Below are 20,426 nucleotides of genomic sequence, written 5' to 3'. Positions count from 1 at the left end.
ATTACTACGGGCTATTAATTTCTTTCCTGTATTACTACATGCACCGTATCTCCAGCTTGTTTGCCGATTTTCGCACGTATGTCTTTCTTAAGTCCTATAATGTGGCCAGGAGTTCCCATTCTCACAAGACTTCCGTCATATTCTACTCCGTCAAATACAGCATGGACCTTGACCCTGCCCTTACCGAATTCATTTTTTACATCATAAGGAAATTCCACATAGGCTCCGTCAATATCCGGAACCTTCATAATAACTGCATCAAATTCATACTTCTTTTCGTTCATACAATCTCCTTTTCTGAACACTCAAAAAGCTTAGTTCTCAGATGATTTCTTGCATTGTTTAGTTCACAGTACAATGTTTGTTTGGAACATTTAGCTGCAACTGCCAGATCATCGATCTTAAAACCAAGCATGTCTCGCCACACTATGGCAGCCCTGTTTATGGGCTCAAGAGACAACACGGCTTTTTGCAGCATTAAATTCTCTGATACTATATCATTTGATGCTTTATTGAAATAAAATGTTTGAAAATCAGGTTCAGAAAGAAATATTTTCAATATTTCCATGGCTGTATCCTTTAGTACAATTGAAGGAATGTCCCCAGTATTCATTTTTGGTGCAGTATTTTCAATTGCTAAAACTGCCATTTGGCTGGCAATACGTTCTTCGCCTGTCAATCGGAAAGCAATTGTATACACTTTGCAAAAGTACTCATTATTTCCCAAGGTATACCTCCATTGTAAATTTATCTCATTGACTATATCACAAAAAATTACAATGTGCGCGGAGTTGTAATAATTAATATGACTTCATGTAAAAACTTAAGCCTTGGCTTCTGAGCAGTAATTGTATATTAAGACATCAGCAAAAAACATATTGTCGCTGTGATGTATGGACATTGTACCATTGTAATTTTCAACAGATTTCATAACGCTGTTAAGTCCTATACCATGTTTTTCCTTATCTGTCTTTGTTGAATCAAGTTTTCCGTCCTTATAGTTCAGCTTTCCATCAAAGCTGTTTGCAATGTTTATGTAAAGAACATTTCTTTCCAGCTCTGCATTAACTCTTACCACCTTTTCTTCAGCTTTTGCCGCCGCTTCAATGGCATTGTCAAGAAGGTTTCCGAGAACAACGCTTAAGTCAAATGGCCTTATGTTCAACTTGTCCGGAACTTTTAGGTTTATTTCTGATTTTATTCCATGCATCCTTGCCTTGTCTATTTTATAATTAATAATGCTGTCAAATTCTGCATTTCCTGATTTTGCATATTCTCCTGAATAATTGATGTAATCAATCATTGTGTCAAGATAATCTGAAGCACCTTCCTTATCTCCGCCTTCAATTAGCATTTTAAGTGAAAGTACATGATTTTTTATGTCATGCCTTATTGTTTTTATATTTTCCTGAGATTGATTTATTATATCCAGCTGTTTAATATATGCATTGTTTTGCTGCAGCAATATGAGTTTATCCATTTTTTCGTCATAAGACTTCATGAGAGCATCATAAAGGTAAAAAACAAAAATATTAATTATGAACAATATGACAATGCTGGCTGTCATACCTGTAAGATTATTAGGATTAACCTGTGTCATAAGCATAAGAGCTGAAACAAGTGTACCTGCAGGTATAACAAAAATAGACAGCCAGTGCAGATACGAAACATTGATATTGTTCCTAACCATTTTAAAATTCGAAATAAAGAGCACAACAATGTATGAAACTATTTTAATGCTTACCATTCCTGATATTACGGCCAGGTCCTTGTCCCTGGAAATAATGCTTACATCAAAATGCTGCATTATTAGTATTACAAGTGTTTCTATTATCATAAGAACCGTGTACACAGAAACAGCTGCAATAAGCCTTGTTTTCATTGAAGAATGATAATTGTACGTAAGAAGAAAAAACATTATCAGATTAGCCGCAACATTCACTACAGGATTGTTAAATGCAAGAAATAAAAGGTTTATTATGAAGTAATAAGCTGCATATGAAACGAATTCAATCTTTTTATCCGTTCCTGTACGGTCGAAAAAAACACTGATGAATCGGAAGATAATATAGGCACCAAACAAATTTACAATCAAGTACACTATTGTGGCACTACTTGTCATGATTCAGCCTCTGCTTCCTTCTAAGCAGCTGTTCTCTAACAGCCTTTCTGTTGTTCTGGCTTATTGTAAGTGTTTCTTTGTTGGACATTTTAACATAATCATAAGTGTATTCTATAACATGGTTGAAATTAATCAGATATGATTTATGTATCATTATAAAATCCTGGTTTCTCAATTTTTCTTCAACTTCTGAAAGCTTGCCGTAAAACGACTTAACATCATCCATTAAAATGATGTTTACCTTTCTTCCGTCACTTTCAAAATACAGTATATCTCCAACAGAAACGCTGAAATTAACATTACCGTTTTTATACTCATAAAAATGTTTGCTTTCACCTAAGATTTTGATTGCTTTGTTTACAGCAGCTTCTACCTTGTTTTTCGAAACAGGTTTAATTAGAAAATTAAGAGGCCTCACTTCAAATAAATCCATGGCATAGTCTTCTCTCCCAGATATATAAACAATCTGAGTTGTTTCATCGTTCATTTCATCACGGATTTTTTTGCCCACTTCCACTCCGTTTAAATCACGCATTTCGATATCCAAAAAAATCAGATTATATCTATTGTTTTTCTTTAAATATCTGTACAGTTCCTCACCGGAATAAAACACTTCCACTTCATACTGTTCATTGGTCTCTTCTTCAATGTCAGTCAGCATATCTTCAAGCTGCTGGCATATGATTTTATCATCGTCACAAATTGCAATTCGCAACATACTATCCCCGCTATCAATTGAAAATTTTATTATTTGATGTTAATTATATCATAATACAAATTGTTTTTCATCTAATTAATTAAGATTAGGTATAAATATTTATTATACAAAGAAATTAATCCAAACTTATTTCTATTGTACATTCCATATTTTGTGAAATATAATACAAGTGTTGGAATTACTTATATTAGGAGGAAATAATGGAAAAGGAAGACATGATTCAAAATGAAAAAGTGCCTTTTTTTGAAAGCAAAAAAGGTATTATTTTAACAGGCAGTATTGTGGGTCTCATAGCAGTGCTGCTGGTTGCTCTTGGAAATCCCAAGAACATGGGTTTTTGCATTGCATGTTTTGAAAGAGACATAGCAGGAGCATTGGGGCTTCACAGAGCAGAAATAGTTCAATACATAAGACCAGAAATAATAGGACTGATTTTAGGAGCTTTTATATGTTCCGTAGCCGGCAGAGAATTTCAGTCTAAGGGAGGTTCATCACCAATTACAAGGTTTTTCCTTGGTATGGCTGTTATGGTAGGAGCTTTGATGTTTTTAGGGTGCCCTCTTCGAATGGTACTGAGAATAGGAGGAGGAGACCTGAATGCTGTTGTGGGACTTGTTGGTTTCGCAGCCGGCATAGGTGTCGGAATAATATTTTTAAATAAAGGATTTACACTGAAAAGAAATTACAAAACATCTTCATTTGATGGATATATCATGCCTGCATTTGCCGTTTCGCTGCTTGTTCTTTTAATATTAGCTCCGGCATTTATCTTCTTCAGCAAAGAAGGTCCAGGCTCCATGTATGCTCCAATGCTCGTATCATTGGCTGCAGGTCTTGTTGTCGGAGCACTTGCACAGAAAACAAGGCTTTGTATGGTTGGTGGTATGAGAGATAAAATTATGTTCAATGAAAATTACCTGCTCCTAGGCTTCATAGCAATAATAGTTGTCACTGCTGCAGGCAACATGGCCATGGGAAATTTCAAACTTGGCTTCACCGAACAGCCCATAGCTCATACAGACGGATTGTGGAACTTCATGGGAATGCTTCTTGTGGGCTGGGGATCAGTACTTCTGGGGGGCTGCCCTTTAAGACAACTTATCTTGTCAGGAGAAGGAAATTCGGATTCAGCTGTTACTGTTATGGGAATGATAGCAGGAGCTGCTGTGTGCCACAACTTTGCTCTAGCTTCAAGCGGAAAAGGACCTACAGCAAACGGCCAGACAGCTGTAATAATATGCCTCGTTATGCTGTTAATATTGTCCATAGCCAACTCAGATCTTGTTAAAAAAAATAATTAGAGGTGAATTATGAAAATAGATACATGCGGAACATCTTGTCCTCAGCCAGTCCTGATGACAAAAAAAGCACTGGAAACAAATCCTGGTTCTGTTGAGGTAATTGTGGACAACAACACTTCCAAAACAAACGTAAAAAAATTTCTCACAAGCAAGGGATATTCCGTGGAAATTGAAACTCACGACGACATTTCCACCATTAAAGGATTAAAATGAATTATACAATAGTATTTTTCACACATTCCGGTGCAATCAAATTTGAGAAAAAAATGATTAAAATGAACATTTCCTGTTTACTGCAGCCAGTGCCCAGAAAATTAAGCTCCAGCTGCGGAATTTGTGCAAGAATAAATTATGATGGCAGTATAACAGATTTGATTGAAGCTGAAATTGAAAGCATATTCAAAGACATCTCAAAAAACCAGTATGAAATAATGTATGACAGTCACGGAGCATAAAAAGTGTTAATTTTCAAACTAATTTGCACTATAAAACACGGTTACGATGAATTGATGCCATAGTCAAAAGTTTCAAAATGATTGTACAAGTATTACTGAAAATGAAAAATACAATAAAGACCTTTTGACATAACGATTATATCAAAGGTCTTTTATTGTACAATACGCATTGTTATAGTGCGCTTACTATATTTAATGAATCTCGTTTACTTACAAGCTACTACTTCAATTTCAACTAAAGCATCCTTAGGTAATCTGGCAACTTCTACGCACGATCTTGCTGGAAAATCACCTTGGAAGAATGCTTCATACACTTTGTTAATTCTTGGGAAATCATTCATATCCTTGATAAAAACAGTAGTCTTAATAACATTTGCTGGATCTACACCCGCTGCTTTAAGAATTGCAAATACGTTTTTCAAAGATTGTTCGGTTTGAACTTCAACATCATCAGACATTAATCCTGTTTTATAATCTATAGGTAGTTGTCCTGAAGTATAAACCATTCCATTTACTTCTATAGCTTGAGAATATGGTCCAATTGCTGCAGGAGCCTCTTCTGTAAAAATAATTTTCTTCATTAATTTATCTCCATACCTTTGTTTTTTCTGAGAACTTTACCAGGTCTTTTTCCAGTGTCCTCTCCTTCTTTTATTACTACTTCTCCATTTACAATTACATACTCAATTCCCACTGGATATTGGTTAGGTTCAGTGTAATCACCTTTATCAATGATATTATCATAATCAATTACTACTAAATCTGCCTTATACCCTTCTTTTAGTAAGCCTCTGTCTTTTAATCCTAAAACAGCAGCAGATTTACCTGTCATTTTGTATATAGCAGTCTCTAAAGTGAAGGATTTTTCATCTCTAACATATTTACCCAATACTCTTGGGAATGCTCCAAACAATCTTGGATGAGGCTTCCCACCCATAATACCATCAGTACATACATTTTGCTCAGGCCTGCTCATTATAAGTTTGACATGCTCTTCGGTACCGTAGAAGTCTACTAATCCAACAATATTTTCTTCTTCAAGAATTACATCAAATATTGCATCAAGAGGATCTTTGCCTTTGCATTTACCAACTTCAATAAGATTCTTTCCAACAACATCTTGATTTTTTTCTGAACCGACAAATGTTACGAAAATACCATCTAAGCCTGCAAATTCAACAAAATTATCCCATCCAGGTATTCCTTTGGCAATATCTTCTTTCATCTTTTCTCTTAAGTCAGCATCTTTTAATCTTTCTAACAATTTATCTGTACCGCCATCATGAACCCAAGGCGGAAGAATAACACTCATCATTGTGCTTCCAGCAACGTAAGGATATTGGTCGTAAGAAACAATCATTCCCTCTTCTTTTGCTCTATCTAATCTGTCTAAAACCTTAGGGAATTTATCCCAATTGTTTTTACCGCATACTTTAAAGTGTGAGAAATGAACTTTACATCCACTTTCCTTACCTATGGTTAGTATTTCTTCCATTGAATCTAAAATTGAATCTGCTTCGCTTCTTTGGTGTGTTACAAATACTGCATCTTTGTCATGTAATACTTTACCTAATTGAATAAATTCATCAATATCAGCATAGCAGCAAGGTGGATATATCATACCAGTTGACATTCCAAATGCACCTTCATCTATAGCTTTAGCTAAATTAGCTTGCATTAAAGTCATTTCTTCTTCAGTTGGTTTTCTGTTATCCAATCCCATGGAAATCATTCTTACATTTCCATGTGGAGCTAAATATGCAACATTAGGTCCTAAACCTACTTTTTCGATTCTCTCAAGATAATCAGCAACACTTCTCCAAGTCCACTCTACGTCATATTCTCCTTCAAGACCTTTCATAGCCTTTATCCAAGAAGATAGATTTTTATCATCAACCGGTGCAGGTCCCATACCATCTTGGGCAACCAGTTCAGTAGTTATACCTTGTCTTATCTTTGGAGTTAATAATGAATCCTTGAACAATAGCATACTTGAATGACTATGAGTATCTATAAATCCTGGTGCCACTACTAAACCTTTAGCATCAATAATTTCAGCATCCTCACATTGAAGATTCTCTCCGATTTTTTCTATCTTATCTCCATCAAGAAGAATATCTCCATAATATGAGCTGTTTCCACTACCATCAACTATTAAACCATTTTTTATTAGTTTCTTCACAATGTTCACCTCTTCTATTTCGTTTATTTTCACATCAACGTTCATTATTTATCAGATAACTCAATCATAGGTTGAGGCTTCACTCCCATACTTCTATCAATTGCTGAAACTAAGAAGATTACAGCAAATGCAACCAATCCTCCCGGAACCATAGCATTTAATCCGTAAGGAGTTTTTAATACATATATCCAATATGCTGCTACTGCTGTTCCAGTAACTATTGAGTAGAATCCAGCTCTCTTAGTAACATTTTTGTAGAATAACCCACAGATAAATGCTGCAAATGGACCGGCACTTCTAAGTGCAAATGCACCCATCATAACACTGATTATATTTGATGCTGTTATTGCAATAAATAATCCAACACTACCTACTACAACCATTGTGATTCTTGATATCCAAACTTCTTTTAAGTCATCACGAACACCCTTGTTAATGTAAGGTCTAAATATATCGTTAGTAAACATAGTAGCTGTACCTATCATATTTCCTGAAGCACTACTCATTGTAGCAGCTACAACAGCAGCTAATACAATACCTGAAACTATTGGTGGTGCAAAAGTAATTGTTGCTTGAGCCAATGCATTTTTTTGAGCTCCATCAGCAGCAAAACCATCAATAGCAACATAAGCGACTAATCCTAATATAGCAGGTACTATTGCATAAGCAGCTGATACTAATCCAGCAATTACTGATCCAACTTTAGCTGATTGTCCATCTTTTGCAGAACAATAAGTTTGAACTATTTCTTGTCCTGTTGGGAATGTCATAAAGTACATGGCTATATATCCTATGATTGTTGGCAGACCAATTTTTGTCATGCTTACAAAGTTATAATTATTTCCTGATACATCTGTCATAGCGCTTGCTTTGTCAAACAGTGCTGAGAAACCACCTACTGCACTATTGTTAACTACTATAAACATAGCTATAGTCATACCAATAGTAATAAATAAAACGTGCATCATATTTGCTGCTGTTACTGACTTGTATCCACCTATCATAGTGTATAGAATTACTATTATCGTAGTTATTATAGCTGCTATATTAAACTCAAAACCTGTTACTACATTAATTATTGATGCTGTAGCTATAATTTGTGCTCCAGTAGCCATAAATAATGCTGTAATAGATGTTAACGCTGTAAATATATGTGACCCTTTACCATATCTTTTACTTATAATCTCTGGAACTGTACTTGCTTGTGCTTTTCTAAAGAATGGAGCTATAAATGAAACTAAGACAAATCCAATACCTGCTGCAATTACATACCAACTTGCAGAAAGACCATACTTGTATACATTTGTTGCTATGCCAGTAGTACTTGCACCACCAGTATTAGCAGCAAATAGTGTTCCTGCTAAAACTAACGGTCCTAAAGATTTACTTGCCATTAAGAAATCATCATTACTTTGTTTTTCAGCTTTGTTTCTCTTTCTTTGTGATACGAATAACCCTAATGCTACTGTTGCTGCCATGTACAACAAGATAATAATAAGCGCTGTAATTTGTGTGCTGTTCATAAAATTGCCTCCTAGTTAAATATTATTTTAGTAACGCGTTCATAACACCGTAATAGCATTGCGTAACAGATGTTAGTTGTTCCACTTCAATATATTCATTAACAGTATGAGCAAGATTTTCCTTTGATGGTCCAATTCCTAATGTCTTTATATTTGCTTCTCCTGCATAATGACTGCCATTTGTACAGAAATTATACTGTGTGATGGTTGGATCAAAGCCCATTGATTTTAATTCAGCGTACACATTCTGAACAAATTCTTCACTCTCATCATATAACCATCCCGGGAAAAATCTTTCTCCCTCTATTTCATTTCCTGTGTAGCACATTTCTTTACCAACAGAATATGATGCTTTAGCTTTTAACTCCGGATCCTTTTTCATCATTTCATCTAATAATTGGTTAATTGGAGCAAGAACACTTTCTTTAGTTTCTCCAACCAGTAATCTTCTATCATAAGTTGCTTTACAGTATTCAGGAACTACAGATGCTCCAGGGTAGGGGCTAGATTTAACGTCTACTAATTCAAGGATTCCATCTCCCAATACTTCATGATGAGTAGGAGTTAATTTTCTAATTTCACCAATTACTTCTGCCATTTTATATACGGCATTTATTCCTTTTTCTGGATTGGCAGAGTGGCAAGGAACACCAAATGTCTCAATTACAATTTCTCCTCTTCCTCTTTGACCAATTTTAATATTTAGCTGAGAAGCTTCTCCTATTACTACATAATCTGGATTTATTCTCTTTGATATTTCTCTTGCAGCAACACCTTCAAAACATTCTTCATGAACTACTCCAGCTACGAAAATATCTCCTGCAAAATCCTTTTTAGTATCTTCTGCAAAGTTTGCAGCTGCACAAACCATTGCTGCTACAGCACCTTTCATGTCTGAGGTTCCTCTTCCGTAAATCTTTCCATCATGAATTTCTGCAGCAAATGGAGGATACTTCCATTCAGTCTCATTAGAAACAGGAACGGTATCAATATGTCCATCAAATACTATTTTCTTTCCTGGTTTATTGCCTTTTATATGCCCAATAATATTTCCATACTTATCAACAACTACATCATCAAATCCTAATTCTTCAAATGCCTTTTTAAGTTCTTCAGCAACCTTGTCCTCTTGTCCTGAGTAACTTGGCGATTGAACAAGTCTTTGGCATAATTCTATTACAGTTTGTTCTCTTTCCTTATTAAACATTAATTTCACCTCTTAAAATTCTTTCTTCTCATAGCTTGGATACTTGCCGTTCCAAACAATATCTTGATAGCTTGCTTTATCAGTGTCCCCTTCAGTACTAAAGAATAATATCTTAGAATTCTCATTCAGGTTAAGCTTTTCTTTAATATCTTTAAGATGTGGATTTGTCATTATTTCTGCAACACATCCTAAAGTAGCCGCTCCACTTTCTCCAGATATTACTTTCTCATCTCCTTTTGGAGGATTCCCCAAAATTCTCATTCCTTCAGCAGCAGTAAAATCAGGGCATGAGATAAAGTTATCTACATAATCTTTAAGAATGTCCCAACCAATTGTACAAGGTTCTCCACAAGCTAAGCCCGCCATTATTGTGTCCATGTCCCCTGTTACTATTCTAAGTTGTCCATCATTTGCTTCTGCAGTCCTATAAAGACAATCTGCTTTATTTGGCTCCACAATGGTTATTATTGGCCTGCTTTCACCATAAAAAGATGAATATAGTCCTGTGATTGCAGCAGCCATAGAACCAACTCCTGCCTGTAAGAAGATATGTGTAGGCCTTTCTTCGCCAAGAGCTATTAATTGTTCATAAGCTTCATATCCCATGGTACTGTATCCTTGAATTATCCATGTAGGTATGTCCTCATATCCATCCCAAGCAGTATCTTGAACCATTACCCAACCGTTATCTTCAGCCATTTTATTAGCTAATCTAACTGCTTCATCGTAATTAAGTTCAGTAATTGATGCTTCGGCACCTTCAGCTCTTATGTTTTCAAGTCTTTCTTGTGAGCTTCCTTTAGGCATAAACACAACAGATTTTTGCTTTAATTGTCTTGCTGTCCAGGCAACTCCTCTTCCATGATTTCCGTCTGTGGCAGTAACAAATACAATATCTCCAAGCTCTTTTCTAACATCTTCCGATATTAGTTTTTCATAAGGCATTTGATCTATTGTCTTATTTAGTTTTTTTGCCAGGTAATTTCCTATTGCATAGCTTCCGCCTAATACCTTAAATGCGTTAAGACCAAATCTATATGATTCATCCTTAACATAAATTCCACCTAAACCTAGTTCTTTTGCAAGGTTTTTCATGTCTCTCAATGGTGTTTGAGTGTACATAGGGAAACTTTGATGGAAGCTCATTACCTCTTTGGATATATTTTTGTTAAGTATATCCAACGGAAATTTCTTTCCATCTTTTCTTTCAAATTGTACAATCTTGAAGGCTTCTTTCATTGACCTCCTCCTTAAATAAATACTATTATAATTAAATTATCTTTTTTTGATACTAATTATACTATTAATTACAGCAATTCTCATGCCAAGTCTTTAATTCGTGAAAAATTTTTCATGAATTATCCTTTAAAACATTGAAATTATAGTAACTAAAAATTTTAAGAATTAAAAAGACGCTAATAGTAGAATCATTATTAGCGTCAAGATTTATTAAATAATTTCCATAGATTATTTCTCAATTTTAAAATTGATTTCTCATATTAAGAATTTAGTTCTTTTGAATTTCCTCTAAGCGTCTATAATAAGTTGCTAAACTAATTCCTAAAGAATTTGCAGCTAGCTTCTTACCTTCTGTGCTATCTCCGAATACTTGTGCTGCTTTTTTTATCTCCCTCTTTTCCAATTCTTTCAATGGGATAATTGTAGCACTTTCAATATCAGTTTTGTTTCCACTTAACATGTCTTCAAAGAAATCAACAGGTAATGTCCTATTATTAATGATGCCATCTGCCTCCATCATGTTTACCATGAATTCTATAGTGTTTTCTAGTTCTCTAACATTACCTTTCCAGTAATGATTTTTTAGTAAATTCATGGTGTTTGAATCAATGTGACTATATGTTTTGTTTAATAATCTTACATACTTTCTGATAAAATGTTCTACTAGTTCTACTATATCATCAGGTCTTTCTCTTAAGGGTTTAATATTAATGGGAATTACATTTAGTCTATAATATAAATCTTCTCTAAATTTCTTTTTTATCATCATTTCTTTTAGATCTGTATTAGTAGCTGCAATAACTTTTACATCAATAGGGATAACTTGATTTGAACCTATTCTGGTAATATTCTTTTCTTGCAATACTCTTAGTAATTTCGTTTGAAGATAAATAGGCATATCTCCGATTTCATCTAAGAAAATTATCCCTTGGTTTGCTAATTCAAACTTGCCTATTCTACCCTTGGGATCTGCTCCACTAAAAGCGCCTTTTACATATCCAAACAACTCACTTTCCAAAAGAGATTCAGGTATTGCAGCGCAATTAATAGCAACAAATTTCTGATCTTTTCTATCGCTTTCTCTCCATATAGAGGTTGCAACCATTTCTTTACCTGTACCGCTTTCACCAGTAATAAGAACTGTTGAGTTTGATTTTGCTACTTTTTTTATATTATTAATAAGACTCAAAGTCTCATTACTTTTTCCAATAATATTTTTTGTCTCAAATGTTTCATGCGTGGATGTAGCTTCATAAATATCAGTTTTAAATGATTTCATGTCTTTAAATACAAAGATGTTTTTATAAAGTTTATCTTTTAATCCAAGGGAATACATTCCACCAATGGCAAATATGGTTTTACCTTCTATCTCAATTTTATATTCAGCTATATTATTTATTGAGTCTCCTGTGCTGCGTACTGTTATTTCTTTTCCTACTAATTCAGATAAACCCAAGTGTTTTTTTGCACTATCATTATCGGATCTGATTATATTATCATCACCAATTACAACTACACCTTGATCCATATAATTAATTACACTATCAAGAGTATCTATAATTGAGCCAAATATTTCTTTATTTCTTTCTTCCATGACCTTAGCTGAAATAAAATAGGATATTTGTTTAATAAATTCAAGAAATAATTTTTCATTTTGAAGTACTAATGTCTTTTGTTCTTCTGTACTTCCAACTAAACCAATAACTCCAATTATCTCCTCTTCTATCTCTATCGGCATTGAGATTTCAATTTTTTCTTTGCAACTGGTCTTGCTGGGACAACTTCGACAAAGCATATCATCCCCTGGACAATATATCACCTTAGTTTCTCCAGTTTTTAGAATATGCTTATACACATAACCTTCATCTGACATATCAGTACTTATATTACCTGAATAAATACCAGTACCTGCCACTCTAAAAAGATTATTGTCCACTACTTCCACATCTACTCCTGAAACCTTAGATATAACATCAGCATATTGCTGAACTGTATCTTGAATTCTACTTAGGATAAAACCCATACAACCACCCTTTTTAATGTAAATATAAAAAACATATACTAACATTTATTCTATCATTCTTATATCATTTTTACAACGAAGAATTAGTCGCTACAGTAATGAGAAATAAACTTTTTTAGATACCATCTCAATTAATATTAATAATATGGTAATAATACATCATAGATATTAAGCATAAAAGCAAGGCCTTCGCCTTGCTTTATTTTTTGTTGTTAAGATATCTTTTTTTGTATTTAATGGTGCTGTACTTGCTTATTTTATTGATAATTTTGTAATTAGTGAAGCTTCCCACTGCTCCTACAACGGGTATACCCTGTACAAATTTTGATGCCAGCATTGAATCAGACAATATTTTTGATGCTTGTGAAATTTCTTCCTCAAGTTTATTATCCAGCAAAATATGACTGTCAATTTTAGCTGAAATTTCATCAACCCGTTCATTAAGAATTCGCTGCTTTTCACCCTTTGAAAGTGAAGCACATATGATGTTTAAAATATAAATTTTTTCATCATCCAAATCATACACAAAACCATAGCTCAGGGATATTTCATAAATTGTCTTCAATATCATTGCTGTGAAAAGAGGTATGTCCGGAAGCCCCATTCCAAGGAATCCAAGCCCAGCTCCTTCAATTACAGATATGGAAGAGTTTATGATGCTGGCTTTCTCTGCATGTTTGTCTAGCTTTTTCATGGTCCTTCTGTTTACAGAAGTATTCAGCTTAAAATCGTTCATGTTGTGGTCTGACTGAATTTTTACCTTATTATAAAGCTTCTCGATATACTTAGTCCCATTTTTAAAAACAAGCTGAAAAGATTTACAAAAAGCAGCGTTCAAGGTACTTTTAACATTTTCTGGAACTTTCGATTCAACTTTTTCCATGAAAGGCTCAAGCTTTTCATCCAACATGTTTTTTTTAGAGTTCAGTATTTTTCGTTCCTTTTTTTCCAGCTTGTTTAAATGATCATTTATTATTTTCTTCATCGTACCCACCATTCTGAACAGTCACTGTCTTTCCGGCCTCCAGCATAGAGTTATTTTTCATTAATAAAACTGTAAGCATCATGATCAATATTCCTGTACCCATCAACAGGTATTCAATTTTCACCTTATCTGCCACAGGGCCGAAAACAAGCATTGCAGCAGGCATCATTATGCTTGAAATCATGCTCATGACGCTGAACACTCTTCCGAGGAAATTTCCGTCTACCTTCTCCTGCAGCAGCACCATAGCAGGTGTGTTAAAAATTGGCATCGCAGTTCCAAACAGTCCCATGAACAAAATATACACCCAGAAATCAGGAACCAATCCAAGGGCAATTGAACATAAACCCATTACAAGTCCTGACAATGTTATAGTGTAGATTTTATTTTTGAAACCTCCCCAGGATGCCATGATAAATCCACCAGCCATCATTCCCACAGAAAATACAACTTCAATGGCAGTAAGCCTCCATACATCGTCCCCAAATGTCCTTGTAACCTGTAGAGGTGTCAGAAACGCAGAAGGAGAAACCAGTATGTAGTAAACTGCCATAAACATAAAAAACACCTTTAAAAAACCATGTTCTTTGATGTAGATAATACCATCTTTCATGTCTTTTATGTAGCTTGTTTCCTGCCTTTCAAGAGCCCTTTTGTGAGGCTGTACATGAAGAAAAAAGAGTATTACAACAGCTATTAAAGCCGTGAAAACATCAACAAGAAAAATCGTTTCAATTGATGTCACTGTAAGGAGAGCACCGCTTGCCATGGGAGAAAAAAGCGTAACCATGGACTGAATGCTTCCATTTGTAGCCATAACCTTTGTAAGCTTATCTTCAGGAACCATCTGAGGAATAAAGGCATTTACAGCAGGAGTCTGAATTCCGGTTCCAAATGCTCTTATGCTTGATGCTGCAAACAAAAGCCATATTTCTCTGTATCCCGAAAAAAACAAAATTGCCATAACAAGCGTACATACTGCTATGAGCGAATCAGAAAGCATTATTAAAATTTTCCTGTTGTAGCGGTCTGACCACACACCGGCAAATGGCGACAGAAAAAAAACAGGGAGAAAACCGCATATGATTGATATGGTCATCATGAGACCAGACTTTGTCTGAAGGGTTATGTGCCACATTATTGCATACTGAACAAGCGATGATCCAAACAATGATACTGTCTGACTGGCAAGAAAAAGGACGATGTCATTCTTCCAATTTTTTTCAATGTTCACATTTAATCTCCAATCGATATTTTTAAATGCCTCTTTGTTCCGCAAACTGAATTTTTACACCATTGGGGTCAAGTGCAATGAAATATTTAAGATCTGGATTTGGTTGTACCGGACCGGTTTTTATTTCAATGCCCTTTTCCTTTACAATATTTATCATTTCATCAAGTGATTCAACCTTGAATCCCAACGATACAGCATTGCCTGGCTGAATATTTTTAATTTTACTGCTGCATATAAGCTCTAATTTTGTGTCATCTTCTCCCAAAAAACAAATTTCCATTTCAGGTCCTGCATTGAATCTGTTAACCAGTTTAAGCCCTACTACCTCCTGGTAGAAATTCAATGATTCTTCCATATCTCTAACATGAATTGTAGTCCACAAAAATTTCATATTCCCTCCATAATGCATTTTTATTTAAATATAATATAAATATTTAATTCCTGCAATAATTTTCTCTTGTTGCTCTTATTATATTCTACTAATAATAAATTATTTTTTCATTAAATTTCCATAATATCCTCATTAATTAATTTTTTGTATTTCACATAAGTTAAATAATCTTTCTTTCTGAATATACTTTAATAAATTAAGAAAGGCGGTTATATAATGTCGAGAAATTATATGGATAACTTATCTCAACAAAAGACTATGATACTAGCAGGTCAAGGACGGGTATATACTGCACCTGACACTGCGGTGATACGCTTGGGAGTACTGACTACAGGAAATAATCTGCTCCAAATTCAGGCATCAAATGCAAGTGCAATGCAGTCAATTCTTCAAATGCTTCAGAGGATGGGAATATCAGATGTAAAAACATATCAGTATTCCATTGACAAGATATATGATTATGAAGAAGGCAGACAAATAGACAGAGGTTACTCCGTCAGAAACATCCTTGAAATTAGGACGAATAACATTGACATGGCAGGCAACATCATTGATTCTTCCGTAAATGCAGGAGCCAATGTAGTTGAACTCATAACATTTGATGTTTCAAACAGGGAAATGTACTATCAACAAGCCCTTAATATGGCGGTAATGAATGCTTTTGAAAAAGCAAAATCAATTTCTATGAATCTGGGTACAGGAAAAACTCCAATAATTGTTCATATAACTGAAAACAGCTCGTTTCCTATTGAGCCCTACAGGCGTGAGCTTGCTGCTTCAACACCAGTTGTTCCTGGAAGTCTCATAATAGAAGCTTTTGTAACAGCTGAATTTACTTTTTAAATTTGAAAAATGCTTAGTTTCCTCAGTCAATGAAAAGTAATTTAAACTATGTTGGGAGTCCTCGTGACTCCCTTTATATACCACACTTTAGTCAATCAATTGTGTCTCGGATTTTACTTTTTACTTTTCGTCACCAAATATTTCCAGCACAATGGAATAAATACAACAAGAACAGCAGCATAAATCATGGTACCATTATGTATTAACCGAGATAGTGCATGAAGTCCTGCAAACGCACCTGCAATAAGAATGGTAAGCAGCATTTTATCAATTGATTCCTTTTGGTTTGATTCTTCAAGAGGTCTTGAAAAAGGATATTCATAAATGTATACTCTGCCTATGAGCGGCAATGCTGCAATTCCTGCAATAAATACTACAGCAATGTCAAATAAAAATAACTTCTTGAACAATGCAATGTAAATTATTGCTCCAAGCATTTCAACCGGCACCATAAAACGGAATAAGACTGTCTTGAGCACTCCCCTGTACACTTCTTCCATGCGTTCGAATCCAGAAGAAATGTATACATATGAACCCTTCCATGCTGAAGAATAATTGACAAGCCTCACTACAGACGAAATTGCTACAATCACAAAGTATAGATAAAGATATTCAATTCCCGCTGCCTGATATTTTTCGCCTCTTATTCCCATGTTAAAAATCATCAATACAGGAAGAAGTATTCCAGTTGACAAAGCAGGATAAATTTTCAGTTTCAGACTTCTGTCGCTTCTTAATACTGCGTTGGCAAAATGAAATGACTGGTATTGAACATTGCTTCTGCATAAAATTTTCCCTGCAAGTTTCTGAATAAAATGTCTCTTAATTCTTTCTGTTTCACCTGATTCTAGCTTAAGAAGCAGCTTCTCCATAACTTTACTCAGTTTTAGATAAAAAACAAAGCTTATTAATGGAACGACAACAAGCAAAGCCGAAAAAACATAAAGATAAGAAGAATTTCCACCTGAGAATATGATTTCAAATGGAGCACCGAACCATAAAACAGGATTGAAATAATCACAGAAACTGAAATTGTAGTTCATGCTTTTTATTGAAGTAAAATCTATCATCCTGACTGCTACCTGGTATCCTATTGACAACAACACAGTCAGAAGAATTTGTATGGTGTTTATTATATTTCTTAGAAGTTCTCCGTCAAAAAAGCGCAGCACTGCAAAATATATAAAGATTGTCATAATGAATATGAGTAAATCCATAAATATTACTTCAAGCACAAATATGAAAGCAGCAGCTAATCCATATGATAATATGAATACAACCATGGATGGTCCAGCCAGGAAAATATTGAGCCTTACCATGTATATAAAAATGTGAACAAATTTTGAGACAGAGACAGTCCTGCTTTCCACCGGCTTGGTCATTATGATATTCTTGTCCTTTGTGTCAAGCAGTACAAAGGAAAAATCAGATACAAGGTACATGGTGGTCATAAAAAAGAATGCTCCTGCGAAATAAGCCATTCTAAGCATGTTATCTTTAATTATGTATATTATGGCAGCCATAAATATTCCAAATATAAGATGAAATAAATATCCTTGCAAATATGATTTCTCCGATTGATTTTCACTGTTGTTTCGTGATATTGCTGGAGCCCTTCTTCTGTCAAGAACAAGCTTTGTGCTTACTATGGCTCGCATTGTAAAGTAATCCACTCCGAGTTTTTCAAAAATAAATCTAAACCAATCAAGTATTCTAAGCGATATATCCATAACCCCTCCTAACTCATGAACGCATCAACAAACTTGTCGGCAAGCATTTCATGATCATGAAAACCAGTTACATCGTTGAAGATTGACTCAAGAGATGTGTCCGACTGTTTTTTCATTACTTCTTCAACTGAACCGTCAATTATTATTGTACCGTCATTTATAAGGAGAATTCTGTCGCTTAACTTTTCAACAACCTCTAGAATATGCGAAGAATAAAAAATTGTTTTTCCTTTATTTTTAAGCTTTTGAATTATTTCCTTGAATACAAGGACACTGTTGGCATCAATTCCTCCTAATGGTTCATCCAAAAATAAAATGTCTGGATTGTGAAGCATACCGGCAACAATTGAAAGTTTCTGCCTCATACCCTTGGAAAACGTGTGAATTCTGACTTCCATTGCGCCTTGTATTCCAAACACGTCCATCATTTCAGCGGCCTTTGCTACAGCATCATTAGAGTTTATTCCGTACAGCATGCCGATGAAGTCTATATATTCCTTTGCAGTAAGATTGTCATACATATCAGACACTTCCGGCACATATCCTATTTTTCTTTTGTATTCTGTCTTCCCTTTGACTTTGTCTCCAAAAACATACACGTCCCCTTCATAGTCATCAATGAGTCCCAGTATAATTTTTATTGTTGTGCTTTTACCAGCCCCGTTTGAACCTATATACCCAATAATTTCTCCGCTGTTCACATGAAAATTTATGTCCTTCAATACTTCCTTGTTTCCAAAGATCTTACTTACGTGCTCTAATCTTAATACTTCAGTCATAATAACTCCTTATTTATTATCATAAAAATCATCATATGAGATTTTATGACAAAACTAATTAATTCTGTAAAACCCATGTGATAAAGAAAGGGATAAACATGTGTTTATCCCTTTCACCCCTCTTTAATTATATAATTGCTCTGAGCTTCAAATATAATTTATGCGTACTAACGCTCATTCCTAATGCTTATTTCGGATTATAACATAAAATTCGTCACTTTAAAGTAGGATGTAATAATTAATAGGGTTTATTGTAATAATTAACAATTTATATTTTTACTATCATTTCAGCTGTCACTAAAGTATATCAAGCTAATGTAGTAGTCTTGTATTCCTGTAATGCCCTCTTACAGCAATACAGGAATATATTGTTATTTGTAATTTCCCATTACAACATTGCTTATAACCCAGGAGCCATTAATTTTTTCAACATCAAGTGTAATTTCCCTCTTTGCTGCAATTTCTCCTGAAGTCTTTTCCGCACTTGTGACTTCTATGATAAATCCTTTTATTTTATATTTGCCGTCTGAAACTCTCTCTGAACTTTCAATATCTATTCTTTCAGGCCACGGGCTTGAAACTGCTCTTCCAGGTGCTTCCGAAGGATTTTTGATCCATTTTTCAATAAGTTCTTTTTTTACAATTTTACCGTAATTTTCATTCATACTCTCCTTAAGCAAGTCATCGGGAGCAAGAAGTGAAACCATCTTAAGCTTGCTACCAAAGCTTCGGACAATATTTTCAACATCAGCTGCTTCTTTGTTAAGTTCCTTGTCAATCAAATCATATTGAATTTTATCAATATTGGCTTTATCAAATTTCACTACAACATTTGGATAGGTGATTGCTTGTGCCACAAAGTCCCCTTCTGCATATGTCAATGTAGCATGAACATATGCATTCATTGGTGAAACCTCTGTAATGCTGTCAACGTTAACGGAATAACCAGCTGTCTTTTTTTCTCCTGCAGAAATTAAGACATAAATGAAACCCTGGTCTTCCAGGAAATGCAGTCCTTTTGTTTTGTAATTGTCTCTATGCCATTTTTGAATTTTTTCATTGCTTCCGTCAATTACAACTTCCTCAAAATCTATGGGCCTTTCTACAGTTATTAAATCATCTTCAAGCTCTATAATAACTGAACGAAGCTCATTGTCCCAGCTTACTTGTGCTCCCAGATTCTCTGCCACATAACGTACCGGTACAAATATTTCTTTTTCCGCCATTTGAGGCGCAGCATCTATTTCCAGTGTTTCCATAAAAACAGACCCGCCTTGGTTTTTATGTACTTTCACAAATTTTTTCCCTGATTCAAATACCAATTCAGTGTGTCCCTTGACAACAGTAATTTTTCCATCCTTTGATAAGCTCGCTTCTGCTCCAAGTTCTTCTCTTATGAAATCAATATCTACAAGAGTTCTGTTATTTTCTATAAAAGGATTCACTTCCATCTGAACCCACTGATTGTTCAACTTGATTCTAATGATACCGGCAGTATTTGCAGGCGCTCCATAAACTGTATTTGTTGCCAGTACTGCACAGCATAATCCTGCTGCTACAACTTTTTTTAATTTATTTAAGTAATGCATACAGCCTCCTATTTTGTTTTTTACTTAGACGCATTTTAAGAATGTTTGTTCCATAATAATTCTCGTCTTTTTATTTTGTGCTTTTGTCTGATTAAAATTCATTGC

The 20,426-nt window shown here is 34.6% G+C and carries 20 protein-coding genes; 4 read left to right on the top strand and 16 right to left on the bottom strand.

Annotated elements, in window-relative coordinates; genetic code table 11:
• Positions 1-14: 14 nt before the first annotated feature.
• The 4 genes from BN358_RS01440 to BN358_RS01425 form a co-directional block, all read right to left on the bottom strand.
• Positions 15-284 (bottom strand): DUF1905 domain-containing protein, encoded by a 270-nt coding sequence (locus tag BN358_RS01440; protein ID WP_019227542.1) that lies wholly within the window; start codon positions 282-284, stop codon positions 15-17.
• The gene (locus BN358_RS01435) at positions 281-727 is read right to left on the bottom strand and encodes a hypothetical protein (RefSeq protein ID WP_019227541.1); all 447 of its coding nucleotides are present in this window, start codon (positions 725-727) and stop codon (positions 281-283) included. The genes BN358_RS01440 and BN358_RS01435 overlap by 4 nt, the downstream gene beginning before the upstream one ends.
• A 96-nt stretch (positions 728-823) precedes the next feature.
• Positions 824-2,122 carry a sensor histidine kinase gene (locus tag BN358_RS01430; protein WP_019227540.1) on the bottom strand — a complete coding sequence of 433 codons (1,299 nt, stop codon included), beginning with the start codon at positions 2,120-2,122 and terminating at the stop codon, positions 824-826.
• Entirely contained in the window at positions 2,112-2,840 is a 729-nt protein-coding gene (locus tag BN358_RS01425) for a LytTR family DNA-binding domain-containing protein (protein ID WP_019227539.1), read from the bottom strand. The genes BN358_RS01430 and BN358_RS01425 overlap by 11 nt, the downstream gene beginning before the upstream one ends.
• A 200-nt stretch (positions 2,841-3,040) precedes the next feature.
• Here BN358_RS01425 and yedE point away from each other — a divergent pair, with 200 nt between their 5' ends.
• From yedE to BN358_RS01410, 3 genes are read left to right on the top strand one after another with little or no spacing between them, the layout of a single operon-like run.
• A complete protein-coding gene (gene yedE / locus BN358_RS01420) occupies positions 3,041-4,141 on the top strand; it encodes a YedE family putative selenium transporter (protein WP_019227538.1) in 1,101 nt (366 codons plus the stop codon).
• Positions 4,142-4,150: 9 nt separating this feature from the next.
• The gene (locus BN358_RS01415) at positions 4,151-4,354 is read left to right on the top strand and encodes a sulfurtransferase TusA family protein (protein WP_019227537.1); all 204 of its coding nucleotides are present in this window, start codon (positions 4,151-4,153) and stop codon (positions 4,352-4,354) included.
• On the top strand, positions 4,351-4,596 hold the full coding sequence (locus BN358_RS01410) for a DUF3343 domain-containing protein (protein WP_019227536.1): 246 nt from the start codon (positions 4,351-4,353) through the stop codon (positions 4,594-4,596). The genes BN358_RS01415 and BN358_RS01410 overlap by 4 nt, the downstream gene beginning before the upstream one ends.
• A gap of 206 nt (positions 4,597-4,802) precedes the next feature.
• Here the strand turns inward: BN358_RS01410 and BN358_RS01405 are convergent, their stop codons facing one another.
• From BN358_RS01405 to BN358_RS01365, 9 genes are all read right to left on the bottom strand, one after another.
• The gene (locus BN358_RS01405) at positions 4,803-5,177 is read right to left on the bottom strand and encodes a RidA family protein (RefSeq protein ID WP_019227535.1); all 375 of its coding nucleotides are present in this window, start codon (positions 5,175-5,177) and stop codon (positions 4,803-4,805) included.
• Positions 5,177-6,778: an amidohydrolase family protein gene (locus BN358_RS01400; protein ID WP_232233017.1), complete on the bottom strand. Its 1,602-nt coding sequence runs from the start codon at positions 6,776-6,778 to the stop codon at positions 5,177-5,179. The genes BN358_RS01405 and BN358_RS01400 overlap by 1 nt, the downstream gene beginning before the upstream one ends.
• Positions 6,779-6,822: 44 nt before the next feature.
• On the bottom strand, positions 6,823-8,301 hold the full coding sequence (locus BN358_RS01395; RefSeq protein WP_019227533.1) for a sodium:solute symporter family protein: 1,479 nt from the start codon (positions 8,299-8,301) through the stop codon (positions 6,823-6,825).
• A 22-nt stretch (positions 8,302-8,323) separates the two neighbouring features.
• Positions 8,324-9,508, bottom strand: coding sequence for a YgeY family selenium metabolism-linked hydrolase (locus BN358_RS01390; RefSeq protein WP_019227532.1), 1,185 nt, complete (start codon positions 9,506-9,508; stop codon positions 8,324-8,326).
• Positions 9,509-9,520: 12 nt separating this feature from the next.
• Positions 9,521-10,747, bottom strand: a complete 1,227-nt coding sequence (gene dpaL, locus BN358_RS01385) for a diaminopropionate ammonia-lyase (RefSeq protein WP_019227531.1) — start codon at positions 10,745-10,747, stop codon at positions 9,521-9,523.
• Between the two features lie 268 nt (positions 10,748-11,015).
• Positions 11,016-12,770, bottom strand: a complete 1,755-nt coding sequence (locus BN358_RS01380; RefSeq protein WP_019227530.1) for a sigma-54-dependent Fis family transcriptional regulator — start codon at positions 12,768-12,770, stop codon at positions 11,016-11,018.
• Between the two features lie 199 nt (positions 12,771-12,969).
• Positions 12,970-13,755: an EcsC family protein gene (locus BN358_RS01375; RefSeq protein ID WP_019227529.1), complete on the bottom strand. Its 786-nt coding sequence runs from the start codon at positions 13,753-13,755 to the stop codon at positions 12,970-12,972.
• Positions 13,736-14,989 carry an MFS transporter gene (locus tag BN358_RS01370; protein WP_019227528.1) on the bottom strand — a complete coding sequence of 418 codons (1,254 nt, stop codon included), beginning with the start codon at positions 14,987-14,989 and terminating at the stop codon, positions 13,736-13,738. The genes BN358_RS01375 and BN358_RS01370 overlap by 20 nt, the downstream gene beginning before the upstream one ends.
• A 22-nt stretch (positions 14,990-15,011) precedes the next feature.
• Entirely contained in the window at positions 15,012-15,380 is a 369-nt protein-coding gene (locus BN358_RS01365) for a VOC family protein (RefSeq protein ID WP_019227527.1), read from the bottom strand.
• 216 nt (positions 15,381-15,596) lie between these two features.
• Between BN358_RS01365 and BN358_RS01360 the strand changes: the two genes are divergently transcribed.
• The gene (locus BN358_RS01360) at positions 15,597-16,223 is read left to right on the top strand and encodes an SIMPL domain-containing protein (protein WP_019227526.1); all 627 of its coding nucleotides are present in this window, start codon (positions 15,597-15,599) and stop codon (positions 16,221-16,223) included.
• Positions 16,224-16,336: 113 nt separating this feature from the next.
• Here the strand turns inward: BN358_RS01360 and BN358_RS01355 are convergent, their stop codons facing one another.
• The 3 genes from BN358_RS01355 to BN358_RS22155 all read right to left on the bottom strand — a co-directional run bounded on the left by BN358_RS01355 (position 16,337) and on the right by BN358_RS22155 (position 20,321).
• Positions 16,337-17,953 carry a hypothetical protein gene (locus BN358_RS01355; RefSeq protein ID WP_019227525.1) on the bottom strand — a complete coding sequence of 539 codons (1,617 nt, stop codon included), beginning with the start codon at positions 17,951-17,953 and terminating at the stop codon, positions 16,337-16,339.
• Between the two features lie 8 nt (positions 17,954-17,961).
• The gene (locus BN358_RS01350; RefSeq protein ID WP_019227524.1) at positions 17,962-18,732 is read right to left on the bottom strand and encodes an ABC transporter ATP-binding protein; all 771 of its coding nucleotides are present in this window, start codon (positions 18,730-18,732) and stop codon (positions 17,962-17,964) included.
• 371 nt (positions 18,733-19,103) lie between these two features.
• Entirely contained in the window at positions 19,104-20,321 is a 1,218-nt protein-coding gene (locus BN358_RS22155; protein ID WP_019227523.1) for a stalk domain-containing protein, read from the bottom strand.
• Positions 20,322-20,426 lie beyond the last annotated feature (105 nt).

Origin of the sequence: Sedimentibacter sp. B4 (assembly GCF_000309315.1) — a bacterium.
GTDB classification, from domain to species: Bacteria; Bacillota; Clostridia; order Tissierellales; family Sedimentibacteraceae; genus Sedimentibacter; species Sedimentibacter saalensis.
This window is presented reverse-complemented; position numbering and strand designations above follow the sequence as displayed.

Bases quoted from the DNA above. Each gene is read 5' to 3' on its own strand.
- BN358_RS01440 (WP_019227542.1), bottom strand. From the start codon at position 284: ATGAACGAAAAGAAGTATGAATTTGATGCAGTTATTATGAAGGTTCCG.
- BN358_RS01430 (WP_019227540.1), bottom strand. From the start codon at position 2,122: ATGACAAGTAGTGCCACAATAGTGTACTTGATTGTAAATTTGTTTGGT.
- BN358_RS01425 (WP_019227539.1), bottom strand. From the start codon at position 2,840: ATGTTGCGAATTGCAATTTGTGACGATGATAAAATCATATGCCAGCAG.
- yedE (WP_019227538.1), top strand. From the start codon at position 3,041: ATGGAAAAGGAAGACATGATTCAAAATGAAAAAGTGCCTTTTTTTGAA.
- BN358_RS01415 (WP_019227537.1), top strand. From the start codon at position 4,151: ATGAAAATAGATACATGCGGAACATCTTGTCCTCAGCCAGTCCTGATG.
- BN358_RS01410 (WP_019227536.1), top strand. From the start codon at position 4,351: ATGAATTATACAATAGTATTTTTCACACATTCCGGTGCAATCAAATTT.
- BN358_RS01405 (WP_019227535.1), bottom strand. From the start codon at position 5,177: ATGAAGAAAATTATTTTTACAGAAGAGGCTCCTGCAGCAATTGGACCA.
- BN358_RS01395 (WP_019227533.1), bottom strand. From the start codon at position 8,301: ATGAACAGCACACAAATTACAGCGCTTATTATTATCTTGTTGTACATG.
- BN358_RS01390 (WP_019227532.1), bottom strand. From the start codon at position 9,508: ATGTTTAATAAGGAAAGAGAACAAACTGTAATAGAATTATGCCAAAGA.
- dpaL (WP_019227531.1), bottom strand. From the start codon at position 10,747: ATGAAAGAAGCCTTCAAGATTGTACAATTTGAAAGAAAAGATGGAAAG.
- BN358_RS01380 (WP_019227530.1), bottom strand. From the start codon at position 12,770: ATGGGTTTTATCCTAAGTAGAATTCAAGATACAGTTCAGCAATATGCT.
- BN358_RS01375 (WP_019227529.1), bottom strand. From the start codon at position 13,755: ATGAAGAAAATAATAAATGATCATTTAAACAAGCTGGAAAAAAAGGAA.
- BN358_RS01365 (WP_019227527.1), bottom strand. From the start codon at position 15,380: ATGAAATTTTTGTGGACTACAATTCATGTTAGAGATATGGAAGAATCA.
- BN358_RS01360 (WP_019227526.1), top strand. From the start codon at position 15,597: ATGTCGAGAAATTATATGGATAACTTATCTCAACAAAAGACTATGATA.
- BN358_RS01355 (WP_019227525.1), bottom strand. From the start codon at position 17,953: ATGGATATATCGCTTAGAATACTTGATTGGTTTAGATTTATTTTTGAA.
- BN358_RS01350 (WP_019227524.1), bottom strand. From the start codon at position 18,732: ATGACTGAAGTATTAAGATTAGAGCACGTAAGTAAGATCTTTGGAAAC.
- BN358_RS22155 (WP_019227523.1), bottom strand. From the start codon at position 20,321: ATGCATTACTTAAATAAATTAAAAAAAGTTGTAGCAGCAGGATTATGC.